We start from the raw sequence: 16891 nt of genomic DNA, 5'->3' as shown, positions 1-16891 counted from the left end.
AGGTGACCGCGACCATGGGTGCGTCCCAGCCACATGATCCACGTGGCGCGTTGGTTCGCCCCTACGCGGTCACCCGTGGGCGTACGGAACCGCAACGGGACATTCCGATCGAGGCCGTCCTGGTCGCCAGCCAGGCCGCCATGCAAGAGGCCCGGTTCGCCGGGCATGACAAGTACCGCATCGCCGTGCTGTGCGAACCACGGGCGCAGTCCCTCGCGGAAATCGGGGCGTATCTGCGCCTCCCGCTGGGCGTCGCCCGGGTGCTCGTCGCCGACATGATCGCCGACGGGCTGTTGTCGCTGCACAGCGCCGCTCCCAAGGAAGGCTTCGCGGAGCGGATGGATCTGCTGGAAAGGGTGTTGAGTGGACTTCGCAAGCTCTGAGCGGGCGGGGGCGCAACCCAAGGAGATCACCTCCGCGAAAATCGTCGTTGCGGGCGGTTTCGGCGTGGGCAAGACGACGCTGGTCGGTGCGGTCTCGGAGATCGAGCCGCTGACCACCGAGGCGGTTATGACCTCGGCCGGCCAGGGCGTTGACGACGCGTCGAAGGTGCCCGGCAAGGAGACCACCACGGTCGCCATGGACTTCGGCCGGATCACCATGGCCGACGATCTGATCCTGTACCTGTTCGGCACGCCCGGTCAGACGCGGTTCTGGTTCATGTGGGACGAGTTGATTCGTGGCGCAGTCGGCGCCGCGGTGCTGGTGGACACGCGCCGCATCACCGACGCCTTCGCTCCGCTCGACTACTTCGAGAACCGTCACCTCCCGTACCTGGTGGCCCTGAACTGCTTCGATGGTGCCCCTCGCTACGAGCCGGCGGAGGTCCGGGAGGCGCTGGCGATCCCGGCGCATGTCCCGCTGATCATGTGTGACGCCCGGCATCGTGATTCGGTGAAGACCGTGCTGGTCGGTGTCGTGGAGCACGCGATGGCAACGCTCGTCAACGAGCACGGACGGGGTTCGCCGGCCACCGTGGGGTGACGTCCCCTCCCTCGACGAAGGTCCGTGTGCACACGCTCCTGCGACGGTGTGCACACGGAGGTCTCCCCGGCGATCAGGTGGGCAGGCGGTAGCCCCGCTTCACCACTGTCTGCACGATGCCGGTGGCCCCGAGCCCGGCCCGAAGCCGAGCCACCGCCATCTCGACGGCGTGCTCGTCGGCTCCGCGCGGTAGCGCTTGCAACAGCGCGGCCCGGGACAAGACCCGGCCGCGAGCCGAGGCGAGCGCGCGCAGCACTGCCATGGGAGCCGGTGCGAGCGGCCGGAGCTCACCATCCACGATGGTGGCGTGGCCGCGCAGCGTCAGCGAATGGCCCGCCACCACCAACGTCACCGCTCGTTTCGGCAGTTCGTCGACGAGCGTACGCACCAGCGTGCTCAGCCGCGCGCGGGCGGGCGTGACCAGGGGGACGTCGAGTCGTCGCAGCGGCGCCGCGGTGACCGGCCCGATGCAGGCCGCGAGAACGTCTGCGCGGAAGGCGTCGACGAGCGGAGCGGTGTCCGGGCCGGCCGCGCGCAGCAGCGCACTCACCGCCGCTGCCGAGGTGAAAGTGACCGCGTCCACCAGATGCCCGGCGATCAGGTCGACCAAGCGGTGCAGCGGAGCCGGGTCGGTCGGCGGTGCCCAGCGGTACACCGGCAACTCGACCACCCGGGCGCCGGCGCTGCGCAGCGCTTCGGTGTATTCCGGCTGGCTCTCGCCGTGCAACTGGATGGCGACGGTCAGGCCCGCGATGCCGCGACCGGTGAGATGGTCGACGACCTCTTCGAAGCTCTCGCCCTCCGGTGACCACTGATCCTGCAGGCCCGCGGAACGGACGGCCGCGCGAGCCTTGGGACCGCGCGCCACCAGATAGGCCCGGGATAGCACGCCCCGCAGCGGATCGGCGAGGCCCCACCCCTCGGCCGCCTCCAGCCACCCGCGCATGCCGATGCCGGTATTGACCAGCACGATGTCGGGAGGCGTCTCCAGACAGGCGCGGGTGGCGTTGCGCAGGTCGGCGTCGTCGGCGATGGGCACGATGCGCAGCGCGGGCGCGAGCACCACCCGGGCCCCGCGGTGCTCCAACAGGCCGGCGAGCTCGTCCCGGCGCCGGTCGGCGGTGACGCCGATGGTGTAACCCGAGAGCGAAGCGGTCGGCTGCGCCAGGGCGGAAGCCGTGATCACGCTGCGGCGCGTGCTTCCCGTGCGTCCCGTCATCCGGATGTCTGCTCTGCCCGGTCCTTGCTCACGAGGACCCTGTTGACGAGAAGCCGCGGCGTGGCTGGCCGGTCCACCGAAGGGCACGCTCGGAGACCGCCGTCCTCAGCGTCGACCCGCTCCCATGTCACGCCTGCGTTCTCCGCCGTACCTCCGGCCCGCACACACCGCGGCTTCCCCTCGCCGAACCGGTCGTCAACCGGCTCGGCGGACGCCGTCAGGTCCGTCCTCAACCCTGACGGCGGCTCGTGGGTGGTGCTGGTGACGAAACGCCGGACCGGATGATTCGGTCGTATCGCCGAGGTGTTCGCACCACTTCCCATGTCGGAAGAGTGCCGTCGGGTAATTTCGGCCTCGCGTCCCGTATGTTTCGAGCCTGCTAAGAGGCATCGATGCCGTCCGGCGATGCCGGTCGGGTGACTCGTCCCACCCGGCGTGGGTGCGCGGCGCGCGGCGCGTTATCATCAGTTCTCTGGAACCACCGGCCGTTTTGACCGCGCGCCGCGCAGGCGGGTATTGTTGCCTGCTGTTGTGCGACGGCTGCGAGTGCCCGCTTTTGGCGTGCTCGTCGTTCGTGCTCGCCACGACCAGCGCGCGCCCCCAGACCGACGACGAGACAAGGTAATTCTGTGCGTACGTACAGCCCGAAGCCGGGTGAGATCGAGCGTCAGTGGCACGTCATCGACGCTTCTGACGTCGTTCTGGGCCGCCTGGCCACCCACGCTGCGAACCTGCTTCGCGGCAAGCACAAGCCGACGTTCGCCCCGCACGTCGACACCGGCGACTTCGTGGTGATCATCAATGCCGGCAAGGTTGCGCTGACCGGCAACAAGCGGCAGACCAAGGTGGCGTACCGTCACTCCGGCTACCCCGGCGGCCTCAAGCAGGTCGGCTACGAGGAGCTGCTCAGCAAGCGCCCCGAGAAGGCGGTCGAGCTGGCAGTGAAGGGGATGCTCCCGCACAACAAGCTCGCCCGGCAGGTCATCAAGAAGCTGAAGGTCTACCCGGGGCCCGAGCACCCGCACGCCGCGCAGCAGCCGAAGCCGTTCGAAATCACCCAGATCGCGCAGTGAGCGCGGGAGAAGGCAGCAGCATGTCCGACATCATCGAGCCCGAGGTCGTTGAGACCGTCGAGGAGCCCGCTGAGACGGTCGTCGTGGTCGAGACGCCCGCGCCGGCCCCGGTCCGCGCCCCGCGTCCCGGTGACCGTCCGGTCCAGACTGTGGGCCGTCGCAAGGAAGCCATCGTCCGGGTTCGTCTCGTCCCCGGCAGTGGCAAGATCGTCTGCAACGGCCGTGAGCTTGAGAACTACTTCCCGAGCAAGGTCCACCAGCAGCTCATCCGTGAGCCCCTGGTGACCACCGAGAAGGCCGAGACCTTCGACGTCATCGCCAATCTGCGTGGCGGCGGCACCACCGGCCAGGCGGGCGCGCTCCGTCTCGGCATCGCCCGTGCTCTCGTCGCCAGCGAACCGGACGACCGTCCGTCGTTGAAGAAGGCCGGGTTCCTGACGCGCGACGCGCGCGCGAAGGAAAGCAAGAAGTACGGCCTCAAGAAGGCCCGTAAGGCTCCGCAGTACTCGAAGCGCTGACCTTGCGCTCCGTCTGAACCAAACGGCCGAGTGTGCCCCAGTCCTGGGCACGCTCGGCCGTTTGGCGTATCCCTACCGCATTGACATCACCGGCCTGCGCCTGCCGTGCAGGACGCGGCCGGAGCGAAAGGACCAGTCGCATGGGGCGACTCTTCGGCACCGACGGCGTTCGTGGCCTCGCGAACGGCGACCTCACCCCGGAACTGGCGCTCTCGGTCGCGGTCGCGGCCGGCCGGGTTCTGATCGAGACCGATGGCACTCACCAGCCGCTGGCCATCGTGGGCCGAGACCCGAGGGCCAGCGGGGAGATGCTCGAAGCGGCGGTGGTGGCCGGCCTCGCGAGCGTGGGCGCCAACGTCGTCCGGGTCGGGGTGCTGCCCACGCCCGCGGTCGCCTACCTCGTCGGTCAGGCCAACGCCGACCTCGGAGTCATGCTGTCGGCCTCGCACAACCCGATGCCGGACAACGGCATCAAGCTGTTCGCGGCCGGTGGCGCCAAACTCCCGGATGAGCTGGAAGCGCGGATCGAGAAGGCGATCGCCGACGGGCACGGGCTGGTCGGCCGGCCCACCGGTGCGGGGATCGGCCGGGTGCATGAGTTGATGGACGGTGCCGAGCACTATGTGAAGCATCTGGTCGATGCCACCCCGCACCGGCTGGACGGTCTCAAGGTCGTGGTCGACTGCGCCAACGGCGCCGCCAGCGAAGTCGGCCCCGAGGCGTACCGGGAAGCGGGCGCCGAAGTGATCGCCATCCACGCCGAGCCGGACGGTCTGAACATCAACGACAAGTGCGGCTCGACGCATCTGGACGACCTCCGTCAGGCCGTCATCGAGCACGGTGCCGACCTCGGCATCGCGCACGACGGCGACGCCGACCGCTGCCTGGCCATCACCGCGGCCGGTGAGGTGGTCGACGGCGACCAGATCATGGCCATTCTGGCGTTGGCGATGCGCGACGCCGGGACCCTGACGAAGGACACCCTGGTCGCCACCGTGATGAGCAACCTCGGTCTGCGCCTGGCCATGAAGCAGGCCGGGATCGAGTTGATCGAGGCGAAGGTCGGCGACCGTTACGTGCTGGAGGTGCTGCACGCGGGCGGCCTGGCGCTGGGTGGTGAGCAGAGCGGCCACATCGTGATGCCCGCGCACGCGACCACCGGCGACGGTGTGCTGACCGGCCTGCACCTGATGGCGCAGCTCGCCGTGTCGGGCAAGTCGCTGGCCGATCTGGCCGCCGTGCTGCACAAGCTGCCTCAGGTCCTGATCAACGTGCGGGTGGCGGACCGGCACGTGGGTGCGGCCGCGCCTACCGTGCAGGCCGCGGTCGCGCTGGCCGAGAACGAACTCGGCGAGACGGGCCGGGTGCTGCTGCGGCCCTCGGGCACCGAACCGCTGGTGCGGGTGATGGTCGAGGCGGCCGGCGAGGATCAGGCTCGTGCGGTGGCGGAACGGATCGCCGACGAGGTGCGGGCCGCCAGCCCAGCCTGATCCGCGCTGACCTGATGTGCACCGGCCTGATGTGCACCGGCGTGCCGGGGCGGATCAGGCCGGTGCACGCAGCCGGCGTACCGCCTCGTCGATCACGTGTTCGCGTTTGCAGAAGGCGAAACGGATGAGGTGGCGCCCGGCGTCCCGGTCGTCGTAGAAAACCTGGGTCGGCACCGCCACCACGCCGTAGCGCTGGGGCATGGCCCGGCAGAACTCCGCCCCGTCGGCGCCGCCGAGCGGGGTGATGTCCGCGGTCACGTAGTACGTGCCGGCGCTGGGCAGCACGCCGAAACCGGCGTCCCGGAGCCCCTCGACCAGCCGGTCGCGGCGTGCCTGCAGGACGTCTCGGAACTCGGTGAAATAGGAGTCCGGAAGTCCCAAGGCGACCGCCACCGCGGGCTGGAACGGAGCGGCGTTGACGAAGGTGAGGAACTGCTTGACGCGCAGCGTCGCGGACACCAGCGGCGCCGGGCCGGTGGCCCATCCCACCTTCCAGCCCGTGCAGGAGAAACTCTTCCCCGCCGACGAGATGCGTACCGTGCGATCGGCCATGCCGGGCAGGGTGGCCAGCGGGATGTGTGGCGTCTCCGCATCGGTGTAGACGAGGTGTTCGTAGACCTCGTCGGTCACCGCGTACACGCCGTGCCGGTGGCACAGCTCGGCGATCAGGGCGAGCTCGTCGGCGGTGAAGACCTTGCCGGTGGGGTTGTGCGGCGAGTTGAGCAGGAGTAGCCGGGTCCGCGGACCGAACGCCGCGCGCAGTTCCGCCTCGTCGAAGTGGTACCGCCCGTCCGCGCCCGGACGCAGCGTCACCGGTCGGCGCACCGCCCCGGCTAGGGTGATCGCCGCCGCGTACGAGTCGTAGTACGGCTGGAAGCACACCACCTCGTCGCCGGCCTCGCACAACGCGAGGATGCTCGCCGCGATCGCCTCGGTCGCTCCGGCGGTGACCACCACTTGGCTGTCGGGATCCCGCGTGAGCCCCCAGAAGCGCTGCTCATGAGCGGTGATCGCGGCTCGCAGCGCGGGGATCCCGGGCAGCGGGGGGTATTGGTTTGCGCCGGAGTTGAGCGCTTCGCCCGCCGCCGCGATCATCTCGGCCGGGCCGTCGCTGTCCGGGAAACCCTGCCCGAGATTGACCGCACCGGTGCGCACGGCCAGCGCGGACATCTCGCTGAAGATCGTGGTGCCGAACGCGCGCATGCGTTCCACCAGCGGGTCGGATGCCATGGCAGAACTCATTCGACGATGAACTTCAGACAGGACACGGTGGCGAACGTCCCCTCACGGGTCTTCTGCGCGACCTCCTCGCCGTCGACCGTGGCCCGGCATTTGATGGTGCCGGAGTCGACGCCGCTGCGAATCGCGGTCACCGACACCATCGACGGGCCCTGCATGGTGGTGGTCACCTTCCACGGCAGGTCCACCTCGCGCACCCGCTTGGGCGTTTGGCTGACGTCCTCGGTGTAGATGATCTCCGCGGGTCCGTCGCCGGTGACCTCATAGACCACTTCGTAGGGTTGGCCGTTGCCGTCCGGCAGATTGGGCAGGTCGGTAGGCAGCCCAGGAAGGTCGCTGGGAAGTCCGGTGGGCCACCCCGGCTCGGCCGGGTTCCCGCCCGGCTCGGGGAGGGTCGGCTCGGTGATCGGCTCGACCGCCTCGGAGACCCGGTCGCGGACCATCTGGTAGCCGATGACCGCGGCGGTGACGGTGCCGCCGCACAGCAGCACGGTGACCGCGATGATCACCGCGACGAGTGGGACGTTGCTCTTCCGCGGCGGCGGCGGAGGCGGCGCGCCGTATCCCGGAGGGCCGCCGTAAGCGCCCGGCGGTGCCCCGCCCGGGGGCGGTTGGGGATATCCGGCGGGCGGCTGACCGGGCACCGCGAAGGCGGAGGTGGGTGGATAGGGGCCAGGGCCGCCAGGGTTGCCGGGATCGCCTGCGGGAGCGGACCACGGATGCCCGGACGCCGGACCGCCGCCCGGAGCGGGCGGCCGGGGCGCGGGCCTCTCGGAGCCTGGCTCGTGTGGGGGACCCGCCGGTGACGTCGGATCCGGCGGGGGCGGCTGGTTGCTCAAACGACTCTCCCGGTGCGGGCGCCGTGGCGGCGCGGCTGGCCGCGGCTGCCGAGCGGCAACCGTCACCCGAAAGAAGGGTACGCGGTCGGTGCCACGACGGCTGCCGATCAGGGCCATACCCCCAGGCATTTCGATCACATACCATGCTCGAAAGGGTGGCAATCGCGCATGACATATGAGCGAAGCTGGGCTACGCTGCCACGCATGTGTGGAATCGTGGGGTACGTCGGGAAGCGTCCGGCGCTCAGCATCGTTCTCGACGGCCTGCGGCGGCTGGAATACCGCGGCTACGACTCCGCCGGGGTGGCCGTCATCGACCGGGATGAGGTGCTGACCGAGAAGCGGGCCGGCAAGCTGGCAAACCTGGAGAAGGCGCTGGCCGATCGCGTCGACGACGGGATCGCGGTCGGGAGCACCGCGATCGGGCACACGCGATGGGCGACCCATGGCGGCCCGACCGATCGCAATGCGCACCCGCACGCCTCCGGCGACGGCCGCATCGCGGTCATCCACAACGGCATCATCGAGAACTTCTCCCGGCTGCGCGCGGAGATCGAGGCCACCGGTGTGGAGTTCACCAGCGATACCGACACCGAGTGCGCGGCGCACCTGTTGGCGGCGGAGATGCGCGCGTTGCGCGAGTCCGGCAGCCCGGAGGGTCCGCAGACGCTGGCCGAGGGCATGCGCCGCGCGGTGAGCCGGCTGGAGGGTGCCTTCACCCTGCTCGCCGTCGACGTCCAGACGCCGGACGCGGTGGTCGCGGCGCGCCGCAACTCGCCCTTGGTGGTCGGTCGGGGCGCTGGGGAGAACTTCCTCGCCAGCGACGTCTCCGCGTTCATCGAGCACACGCGCGAGGCCATCGAACTGGGGCAGGACCAGGTCGTGCTGATCACGCCGGGCGGCATCGAGATCACCGACTTCGCCGGTGCGCCGGCCGCCGGCAAGGAGTTCCACATCGACTGGGACGCCTCGGCCGCCGAGAAGGGCGGATATGACTACTTCATGCTGAAGGAGATCGCCGAGCAGCCGCAGGCGATCGCGGACACGCTGCTGGGCCGGCTGTCCGAGCGAGGCGACATCGTGCTGGACGAGGTCCGGCTGACCGACCAGGACCTGCGCGACGTGGACAAGGTGTTCATCGTGGCCTGCGGCACCGCCTACCACGCCGGCATGGTCGCCAAGTATGCGATCGAGCACTGGACGCGGATCCCCTGCGAGGTCGAGCTGGCCAGCGAGTTCCGGTATCGCGATCCGGTGCTGGACCGGTCCACCCTGGTCGTCGCGGTGAGCCAGTCGGGCGAGACGATGGACACGCTCATGGCGTTGCGGCATGCCAAACAGCAGAAGGCGCGCGTGCTGGCGATTTGCAACACCAACGGGTCCACGATTCCCCGCGAGTCGGATGCGGTGCTCTACACCCACGGCGGCCCGGAGATCGCGGTCGCCTCCACCAAGGCCTTCCTCACCCAGCTCGTCGCCTGCTATCTGATCGGCCTGCACCTGGCTCAGGTCCGCGGCGTCATGTATGCCGACGAGGTGGCCGCCGTGGTGTCCCGGCTGCGTCGCACGCCGGATGCGCTGCGCGAGCTGCTGGGCAAGATGGAGGACGTGCGGGCGCTGGCCCGCGACCTGAAGTCGTCGTCCACGGTGCTCTTCATCGGCCGGCACGTGGGGTACCCGGTGGCCCTGGAGGGCGCGCTCAAGCTCAAGGAGCTCGCCTACATGCACGCCGAGGGATTCGCTGCGGGGGAGCTCAAGCACGGCCCGATCGCGCTGATCGACAAGGGCACCCCGGTGGTATGTGTGGTGCCCTCGCCGGCCGGCCGCGGTGTGATGCGCGACAAGGTGGTCTCCAACATCCAGGAGGTGCGGGCCCGCGGAGCGCGCACCATCGTGATCGCCGAGCAGGGCGACGACGGCGTGGTGGCCTATGCCGACCACCTGATCGAGGTGCCGCGCACGCCGACGCTGCTCGCGCCGCTGATGACCACCGTCCCGTTGCAGATCCTCGCCTGTGAGATCGCCGCGGCCCGCGGACATGACGTGGACCAGCCGCGGAACCTGGCCAAGTCGGTCACCGTGGAGTGACATCGCGCTTCCCGAGCATGATGTCCGTGATCGCGTCGAGCGCCGGGCTTCCGGGATCCCAATAGCCGGAATGCCCGGCGTCCGGTGGGCTGACGAACCGTCGCGCGCCGAACTCCGGATCACTGGGATTGGCGCCGTGCCACAGTTCCTCCGCCGGGTGCACCAGGGCCGACCACGCCAGGGCGGGCAGCACGCCACCGGCGGCCATGTCGGCGGCCAGCGAACCGGGCGACACCGCCAGGTGCTGGATGGGGTCGGACCGCGAGGTCGAGGACCAGACCCGCGCGGCGGGCACCCCCAGCTCGTGGACCGAATCGGCACCCACCCCCGGCGAGCCGACGAAGATCAGGTCGTCGGCCGCCAGGCCGGGGCGGGACGCGGCCCGCCCCACCACGAGCGAGCCGTAGCTGTGGCCCAGCACGGTGACGTGCGAGGGACCGTCGTGGCCGGCCCGCAACCCCGCCTGGAACCGGCGCAACCGGTGCGCCCCGTCGCGGGCCGGGTGGGCGCTTGCTGCCTCGGGGAGGAAATCGGGCGCGTCGTAGTCCAGCCACAGCACCGTGGCGGCGGATGTCGCGGACGACCGCTGCGCGGCATGCGCTGCCACCCGCTCGGCCCGCCCGAGATCGCCGCCGAGGGAGGAGAGGCCCGCGGCCATGCCCGGAACATGGACGAGCACGTGCTCAGTGTGGTCCGGGTCGCCGACCGCGATGACCGCCCGACCCTCGGCGGCGGCGTCGAGCCGGATCAGGTACGCCCGCGGGCGGCCGGGATCGGCGAGGCGATCGCCGAGGGCGTCGAGGGCCGCGCGGACCTGCGGCCGGGGCTCCGCCGCGCGCAGGCCCGGCAACGACAATCGATTGGCCAGGTCCCGGAAGCTCGCCGGGACGCCGTCCAGCGAGCCGATCCACGTCGGCCGGGTCACGGTCAACCAATGCCGTTGCGCCACGGTGAGCCCGTCCCACCAGCGGCGTGTGACCTCGGCAGGGGCGTCGCACGGTGGCAGCGGCGCGTCCGCCGGCCCGGCCGCCAACCGGTCGGCGGCCACACCGGCGAGGGCGCTGAGACGCGCGGCGGCGGTCGCGTCCGCGTCTCCGGCGACCCGAACGGCGGCGGTGATGTCGGCGGTGACCCGGGCGACGGCACCGCGTGCCACGGCGGCTCGCGCGCTGTCCTGCACCGCGGTAGTGGTGCCCCAGTCCAGAGGCTCAGGGCTCGCGGAAACGGCATCGGCCGCCGGCGACAGGCGGACCGCGCCGTCGTCGTCGACGAAGAGGCCGCACCCGGCGGCGTGGCGCAGCGCCTGGCTCAGCAGCGCACGTGCGCGGTCCAGCGCCTCGGCGAACTCGCTGATCGCCTGGTCCGCCTCCCAACACAACACGCGGAACAGTTCCGCGTGCCGTCGCAGTGCGTCCAGCCGGCACCCGGCGGCCTCCGCAGCCGTGCCGGAGGACCACGCGCGTCGGACCCGGCGCAGACACACCGTCAGCTCGGCCGCCCATCGGGCGGCGTGGTCCGCCCACCGCCGCCAGGTCGCCGCGACGTCCCGCCAGCGTTGCGGGTCGGTGACACGCAGCCGGGCATAGGTCACCGCGGTCACCACGCATCCGTCCGCGGCATCGCGCGGAAGCGTCCGGCGGCGCGTTCGTCGGCCGCGGTGTAGGAGAGCGCAGCGGTGCGCAGATGGTGGGCGACCGCGGTGACATCGGTGCCGAGGGCGATCGCCCGCGCACCCAAGGCCCCGGCGGCGCGCCGCGCCGCGTCACCGGCGGCCCATCTCGGCACGAGCACCGTGGCCGGTGCCGCGCGGGCGTCGCCGGCGATGAGTCCACCGCAGGCCATGACACGGGAAGCGGATGACAGCAAGGCGGTTGCGTCGATCTCGATGGGGGGATGCATCGGTGCCTTCCGGCCGCAGGAACGGGACGAGCCGACGTTAGGGTCGCCGCCGCCCGGGACGGCTCCGCTGTGGACAACTGCCGGGCCGGCCGCGGCGGCGGCATGCACAGGGCTTGTGGGGCGTGGCCCGGAGCATTAGCCTGCGCCACTTCGTGCGCACCACGCGACGGTGACGAAGACGGCCGACGTCTTAGGCTGAGGGGGTGATCGTCTCTGTCGGCATCGACGTGGTCCTGGTCGAACGCTTCGCCCGAGCGTTGGAACGCACTCCCTTGCTGGTGGATCGACTGTTCACCGACGGTGAACGGCTCACCGCCTCCGGCAATCCGCGGTCCGCGGAGTCCTTGGCCGCCCGCTTCGCGGCCAAGGAAGCGGTGGCCAAGGCGCTGGGCGCGCCGGCCGGGCTGCGCTGGCACGACTGCGAGATCGTCGCCGACCCGGACGGCCGACCCTGGCTGACGGTGTCCGGCACGGTCGCCGCGGCCGCCGCCGAGCGCGGCGTGCACCGCTGGCACCTGTCGCTGTCGCACGACGGCGGCATCGCCTCGGCGATGGTGGTGGCCGAGGCCTGACGTTGTCGTACCCCGCCGGTAAGACATGACGAGCCGGTACGACATGACGACGAGCGAGTGGCGATAGGGGCGGAGCATGCGACAGGCGTGGCGCGTCGCGGACGTGCGTTCGGCGGAGAAGGCGTTGATGGCGACCGTGCCGGAGGGCGCGCTCATGCAACGGGCCGCGGCCGGCCTGGCCCGGCGGTGTGCGCTCATGCTGGGCGCGCACGGCGGCGTGTACGGCGCTCGCGTGCTGCTGCTGGTGGGTTCCGGGGACAACGGCGGCGACACGCTGTTCGCCGGCGCCCGGCTCGCCGCCCGGGGCGCCCAGGTCAGCGCGCTGCTGCTGGATCCGGATCGTGCGCACCCCGGCGGCCTGCGGGAGTTGCGGCGGCTCGGCGGCCGGACCGTGCACGACCTGCCGGAGCGCTGCGATCTTGTGCTGGACGGCATCGTCGGGATCGGTGCCAGCGGCAGCCTGCGTCCGCGGGCGGCGGAGTTGGTGGCGGCGCTCGCCGAGCGGCGTGCGCCGGTGGTCGCCGTGGACGTGCCCAGCGGCGTGGCGGTGGACACCGGTGACGTGCCCGGTGCCGCGGTGACCGCCGACGTGACGGTGACCTTCGGCTGCCTCAAGCCGGCCCACGTGGTGGGCCCGGCGGCCGCCCACGCCGGGATCGTCGACGTGGTCGACATCGGTCTGGGCGCCACGCTGCGTGCCGATCCCGCGGTGCGGATCCCCGACGCGGCCGACATCGCCGCGTGGTGGCCACGCCCCGGCCCGGCATCGGACAAGTATTCCCGCGGTGTCGTCGGCGTGGCTACCGGCTCGGCGACCTACCCGGGCGCCGCCTTGCTTTCGGTCTCCGGCGCCCTCGCCGGTCCGGTCGGCATGGTGCGTTACGCGGGCAGCGCGCGCGACGACGTGGTCCGCGCGCACCCGTCGGTGGTGACTGCCGATCGCGTGTCCGATGCCGGCCGGGTGCAGGCCTGGGTCTGTGGATCCGGTCTGGGCACCGACGAGACGGCGCGCACCGAGGTGCGCGGCGTGCTGGCCTCCCCGCTGCCGGTGCTCCTGGACGCCGACGCCCTCACCCTGCTGGTCGATGGCCGGCATGCGGAGGACCTGCGGAGGAATGCGCCGCTCGTGGTGACGCCGCACGACGGCGAGTTCCGGCGGCTGGCGGGTGAGGCCCCGGGCGCCGACCGGATGGGTGCCGCCTGCAAGCTGGCCGCCTGGATCAACGCCGTGGTCCTCCTCAAGGGCGACCGCACCGTCGTCGCCACTCCGTCGGGCCAGGTCTTCGTCAATCCCACCGGCTCACCGGCGCTGGCCACCGCGGGAAGCGGCGACGTGCTCGCCGGTCTGCTCGGGTCGCTGCTGGCCGGCGGGCTGCCCGCGGAGCGCGCCGCGGTCGCTGCGGCGTTCGTGCACGGGCTGGCCGGGCGCCGGGCGGCCGAGCGCGGCCCCGTCACGTCGGCGGACGTCGCTGCGCAGTTGCGCCCGGCACTCGCCGAGTTGCTGGGGTGAAGCGAGCCGGCGAGTGCAGCGAAACCGCCGGGCGGGGCAGCCTGCCGGGCGGAGCGGACTGGCGGGGTGAAACGGCCTGCCGGGCGGAGCGGACTGGCGGGGTGAAACGGCGAGGCGTGGCGGATCAGTAGGGTGGGAGCCGTGTGGCAGGCCGAGGTCAGGGTGGATCTGAGCGCGATCCGGGACAACGTGACGGCGCTGCGCGCCCGGACCACGGCCGACGTGATGGCCGTCGTCAAGGCGGACGGGTACGGGCACGGCATGGTGCCCGCGGCCCGCGCCGCGGTGGCTGGCGGGGCCGCCTGGCTGGGTGTCGCCACCCTGGCGGAGGCACTGCCGCTGCGCCGCGCGGGTCTCACCGTGCCCATGCTGGCCTGGCTGCACGCCCCGGGCATGCCGTTGCACGAGGGCGTCGCCGCGGAGGTCGATCTGAGCGCGAGCAGCCTCGGCCAACTCGCCGAGCTGGTCGTCGCCGGGCGCCGGGCGCAGCGGCCCGCGCGAGTCCATGTGAAGCTGGATACCGGGCTTGGCCGGGGTGGCGCCCCGGTGGCCCAGTGGCCCGCTCTGATGGAAGCCGCCGCGAAGGCCCAGGCCGATGGCGACGTCGAGGTGATCGGCGTGTGGAGCCATCTGGCGTCCGCGGACGTGCCGGGAGATGCCAGCGTCGATCGGCAGCTTGCCGCGTTCGCCGACGGGCTTGAGGTGGCGGGACGGTTCGGCGTCCGCCCGCACGTTCGGCACCTCGCCAACTCCGCCGCCACTCTGACCCGGCCCGACACACATTTCGACCTGGTGCGTACGGGCATTGCGATCTATGGATTGTCGCCGGTGGCAGGCGTGGACTTCGGGCTGCATCCGGCGATGACCGCGCGAGCTCGGGTCACCCTGGTCAAGCGCGTGCCTGCCGGACAGGGCGTGTCCTACGGCCTCACCTATGTGACCGACCGGGAGACCACGCTTGCCGTCGTCCCGCTCGGCTACGGCGACGGGGTGCCCCGGCATGCCTCGCGCAGCGGCCCGGCGGAGATCGGTGGCCCGGTGGAGATCGGCGGTGTGGTGCACCGGATCGCCGGGCGTGTCTGCATGGACCAGGTCGTCGTGGACTGCGGTGACACGCCGGTGACGCCCGGCGACGTGGCGACGCTGTTCGGCGCCGGAACGCCGAGCGCCGACGATTGGGCCGAGGCAGCCGGGACGATCAACTATGAGATCGTGACGCGCTTCGGCGGCAGCCGGGTGCCGCGCGTCTACGATGGAGCGGCCGGATGAACCGGCGTGCCAAGCAGGCCGGGGTGGCCGGTGCCGTCCTCGGGGTGGCAGCCGCGGGGCTGGCCGGCGCCTTCGCCGTCGAACGCGTCCTGGTCCGGCGGTCGGTCAACGCGCCGGGGGATCCGCACGTGAACGAGTCGTTCGGCGACCAGCCGCGCGACCACGAGATGACGGTGACCGCGGCGGACGGCACCGAACTGCACGTGGAGGTGGTGGAACCGCCCGCGCCGACGGACACGCCGACCATCGTGTTCGTGCATGGATTTGCCCTGGACATGGGCACGTTCTACTTCCAGCGCCAACTGTTGACCGAGCGGGGTGATCATCGGCTGGTCTTCTACGACCAGCCGGGGCACGGGCGGTCCGGGCGGCTGGAGGCCGGCGATTACGACATCGCCGCGCTCGGCGTGTCGCTGGCCGCGGTGCTGGACGCCGCGGTGCCGGACGGGCACATCATCCTGGTCGGCCACTCGATGGGTGGCATGACCATCATGGCGTTCGCGGAGCAGCATCCGGAGTGGTTCGGCAGCCGGGTGACCGGCGTGGTGCTGATGTCCACCTCGGCCGGCCTGATCGACAAGTCGAAGCTCGGGCTGCCCACCGTCGTCGCCCGCGCCAGCGCGCCGTTCTTCCCGCTGTGGGGTGGCGCCGCCCGCCTCGGCGGCGGGGCGATCGACCGTGCCCGCGCCGCCTCGTCCGACCTTGCCTGGCTGTTGACCCGGCGGTACGGCTTCGGCGAGCCGCGACCCAGCCCGTCGCTTGTCACCTTCGTGGAGCGGATGAACTCCGGAACCCCGGTCGAGACGTTGACCAGATACCTGCACACGCTCTACAAGCACAACCGCTTCCCGGCGCTCTCCGCGCTGCGGGGGGTTCCGGTGCTGATCATCGTCGGCACCCGGGACTATCTGACTCCGGTGACTCACTCGGAGGAGATCGTGCGGCACCTTCCCGAGGCGGAGCTGGTGAAGATCGACAACTCCGGGCATGTGGTGATGCTCGAAAAGGCGGAGGAGGTCAACGCCGCGTTGCTGCCCTTCCTGGACAAGATTTCATGATCACCGCAGCCACCGTGGAGGAGACGCGGGCGGTGGGCGGCCGTCTCGCGGGCATCCTGCGCGCCGGCGACCTGGTGCTGCTCACCGGTCCGCTGGGCGCCGGCAAGACGGCACTGGCCCAGGGCATCGGCGCCGGGCTCGGCGTCCGCGGTGCGGTGACCTCGCCGACCTTCGTGATCGCTCGGCTGCATCGCGGCGAACCGCCGATGGTGCACGCCGACGCGTACCGTCTCGGCGACCGGCCGGACCCGCGGGCCGAGATCGACGACCTGGACCTGGACGCCTCCGCGGAGCACGCGGTGACGCTCGTCGAGTGGGGCGACGGGCTGGCCGACCACCTGAACGACGCCTACCTGCAGATCCGCATCGACCGCCGCGACGACGACACCCGCGTGATCGACCTGGTGCCGCACGGCGGCGACTGGGCCGAGCGCCTGGAGAACCTGTGATCCTGACCGACCTGCTCCCGGCGCCGTGGCGCGCCGAACTGACGCCGCTCCTGGACGGCGACCGCCTGCGGGCGCTGAGCGCATTCGTCACCGCCGAATATGCCGAGCACACCGTGTATCCGCCGATCGATGACCTGTTCGCCGCGTACCGGCTGTGCCCGCCGGATCGCACCCGAGTGTTGATCCTGGGCCAGGACCCCTACCACGGCCCGGGTCAGGCGCACGGCCTCAGCTTCAGCGTGAACGACGGCGTGCGCATCCCGCCGTCGCTGCGCAACGTGTTCCGGGAACTGGCCGAGGACGTCGGCGTGGCGCCGCCGACATCCGGCGACCTCCGTGGCTGGGCGAAGCAGGGTGTCCTGCTGCTCAACGCGGTGCTGACGGTGCGTGCCCGCACTGCGGCGTCGCACGCCGGCAAGGGCTGGGAGGCGTTCACCGACGCCACCATTCGTGCGCTGAACGCCCGCGAGGATCGTGTGGTCTTCCTGCTGTGGGGCGGGTACGCGCGGAAGAAGGCCGCGTTGATCACCAATCCGGCGCACGTGGTGCTGCAAGCCGGACATCCCAGCCCGCTCAACAGGGAGGGCTTCCGGGGCGCGCGTCCGTTCAGTGCGGCGAACAAGGCCCTGGCCGACGCGGGCCGGCCGGTGATCAACTGGGATCCCCGCGGGTGACCTCGGCCCG

General features: G+C 71.5%; 17 protein-coding genes. 12 read left to right on the top strand and 5 right to left on the bottom strand.

The genetic code is table 11. The annotated features are described in order from the left end of the window. Positions 1-14: 14 nt before the first annotated feature. On the top strand, positions 15-383 hold the full coding sequence (locus tag IEY73_RS14015) for a DUF742 domain-containing protein (protein ID WP_189079633.1): 369 nt from the start codon (positions 15-17) through the stop codon (positions 381-383). Further along, entirely contained in the window at positions 364-984 is a 621-nt protein-coding gene (locus IEY73_RS14010) for a GTP-binding protein (RefSeq protein ID WP_189079632.1), read from the top strand. The genes IEY73_RS14015 and IEY73_RS14010 overlap by 20 nt, the downstream gene beginning before the upstream one ends. Positions 985-1057: 73 nt before the next feature. Here IEY73_RS14010 and IEY73_RS14005 read toward each other — a convergent pair whose 3' ends face one another. After that, on the bottom strand, positions 1058-2203 hold the full coding sequence (locus IEY73_RS14005) for a uroporphyrinogen-III synthase (protein ID WP_189079631.1): 1146 nt from the start codon (positions 2201-2203) through the stop codon (positions 1058-1060). 629 nt (positions 2204-2832) lie between these two features. Here IEY73_RS14005 and rplM point away from each other — a divergent pair. From rplM to glmM, 3 genes are all read left to right on the top strand, one after another. Beyond that, a complete protein-coding gene (gene rplM, locus IEY73_RS14000) occupies positions 2833-3276 on the top strand; it encodes a 50S ribosomal protein L13 (RefSeq protein WP_189079630.1) in 444 nt (147 codons plus the stop codon). A 20-nt stretch (positions 3277-3296) separates the two neighbouring features. Then, positions 3297-3794: a 30S ribosomal protein S9 gene (gene rpsI / locus IEY73_RS13995; protein WP_229715822.1), complete on the top strand. Its 498-nt coding sequence runs from the start codon at positions 3297-3299 to the stop codon at positions 3792-3794. 140 nt (positions 3795-3934) lie between these two features. Next, positions 3935-5284 carry a phosphoglucosamine mutase gene (gene glmM, locus IEY73_RS13990; protein WP_189079629.1) on the top strand — a complete coding sequence of 450 codons (1350 nt, stop codon included), beginning with the start codon at positions 3935-3937 and terminating at the stop codon, positions 5282-5284. 54 nt (positions 5285-5338) lie between these two features. Here glmM and IEY73_RS13985 read toward each other — a convergent pair whose 3' ends face one another. Together IEY73_RS13985 and IEY73_RS13980 are read right to left on the bottom strand one after the other, a co-directional pair. Then, positions 5339-6514 carry a pyridoxal phosphate-dependent aminotransferase gene (locus tag IEY73_RS13985; RefSeq protein ID WP_189079628.1) on the bottom strand — a complete coding sequence of 392 codons (1176 nt, stop codon included), beginning with the start codon at positions 6512-6514 and terminating at the stop codon, positions 5339-5341. A gap of 8 nt (positions 6515-6522) precedes the next feature. Beyond that, the gene (locus IEY73_RS13980; RefSeq protein WP_189079627.1) at positions 6523-7032 is read right to left on the bottom strand and encodes an MmpS family transport accessory protein; all 510 of its coding nucleotides are present in this window, start codon (positions 7030-7032) and stop codon (positions 6523-6525) included. A 534-nt stretch (positions 7033-7566) separates the two neighbouring features. On the opposite strand from IEY73_RS13980, the gene glmS reads away from it, so the two are divergent. After that, positions 7567-9450 carry a glutamine--fructose-6-phosphate transaminase (isomerizing) gene (glmS, locus tag IEY73_RS13975; RefSeq protein WP_189079626.1) on the top strand — a complete coding sequence of 628 codons (1884 nt, stop codon included), beginning with the start codon at positions 7567-7569 and terminating at the stop codon, positions 9448-9450. On the opposite strand, the gene IEY73_RS13970 is transcribed toward glmS, so the two are convergent. Together IEY73_RS13970 and IEY73_RS13965 are read right to left on the bottom strand one after the other, a co-directional pair. Further along, on the bottom strand, positions 9437-11050 hold the full coding sequence (locus IEY73_RS13970; protein WP_189079625.1) for an alpha/beta hydrolase: 1614 nt from the start codon (positions 11048-11050) through the stop codon (positions 9437-9439). The two genes, glmS and IEY73_RS13970, sit on opposite strands and share 14 nt — an antisense overlap. Further along, on the bottom strand, positions 11047-11349 hold the full coding sequence (locus IEY73_RS13965; RefSeq protein ID WP_189079624.1) for a hypothetical protein: 303 nt from the start codon (positions 11347-11349) through the stop codon (positions 11047-11049). Before IEY73_RS13965 ends, IEY73_RS13970 begins: the two co-directional genes overlap by 4 nt. A gap of 203 nt (positions 11350-11552) precedes the next feature. Here IEY73_RS13965 and IEY73_RS13960 point away from each other — a divergent pair, with 203 nt between their 5' ends. The 6 genes from IEY73_RS13960 to ung all read left to right on the top strand — a co-directional run bounded on the left by IEY73_RS13960 (position 11553) and on the right by ung (position 16881). Then, positions 11553-11921: a holo-ACP synthase gene (locus IEY73_RS13960; RefSeq protein ID WP_189079623.1), complete on the top strand. Its 369-nt coding sequence runs from the start codon at positions 11553-11555 to the stop codon at positions 11919-11921. Positions 11922-11997: 76 nt separating this feature from the next. After that, on the top strand, positions 11998-13431 hold the full coding sequence (locus tag IEY73_RS13955; protein ID WP_189079622.1) for an NAD(P)H-hydrate dehydratase: 1434 nt from the start codon (positions 11998-12000) through the stop codon (positions 13429-13431). Positions 13432-13572: 141 nt separating this feature from the next. Further along, on the top strand, positions 13573-14700 hold the full coding sequence (alr, locus tag IEY73_RS13950) for an alanine racemase (RefSeq protein ID WP_189079621.1): 1128 nt from the start codon (positions 13573-13575) through the stop codon (positions 14698-14700). Continuing rightward, positions 14697-15758 (top strand): alpha/beta fold hydrolase, encoded by a 1062-nt coding sequence (locus IEY73_RS13945; protein WP_189079620.1) that lies wholly within the window; start codon positions 14697-14699, stop codon positions 15756-15758. Before alr ends, IEY73_RS13945 begins: the two co-directional genes overlap by 4 nt. Then, the gene (gene tsaE, locus IEY73_RS13940) at positions 15755-16207 is read left to right on the top strand and encodes a tRNA (adenosine(37)-N6)-threonylcarbamoyltransferase complex ATPase subunit type 1 TsaE (protein WP_189079619.1); all 453 of its coding nucleotides are present in this window, start codon (positions 15755-15757) and stop codon (positions 16205-16207) included. Before IEY73_RS13945 ends, tsaE begins: the two co-directional genes overlap by 4 nt. Next, complete coding sequence (ung, locus tag IEY73_RS13935; protein ID WP_189079618.1) at positions 16204-16881, top strand: uracil-DNA glycosylase; 678 nt, start codon at positions 16204-16206, stop codon at positions 16879-16881. Before tsaE ends, ung begins: the two co-directional genes overlap by 4 nt. Positions 16882-16891 lie beyond the last annotated feature (10 nt).

Source organism: Mangrovihabitans endophyticus (assembly GCF_014646155.1).
GTDB lineage: Bacteria > Actinomycetota > Actinomycetes > Mycobacteriales > Micromonosporaceae > Actinoplanes > Actinoplanes endophyticus.
The sequence above is the reverse complement of the archived record's forward strand: the minus strand, read 5'-3'. Positions and strand labels throughout refer to the sequence as shown.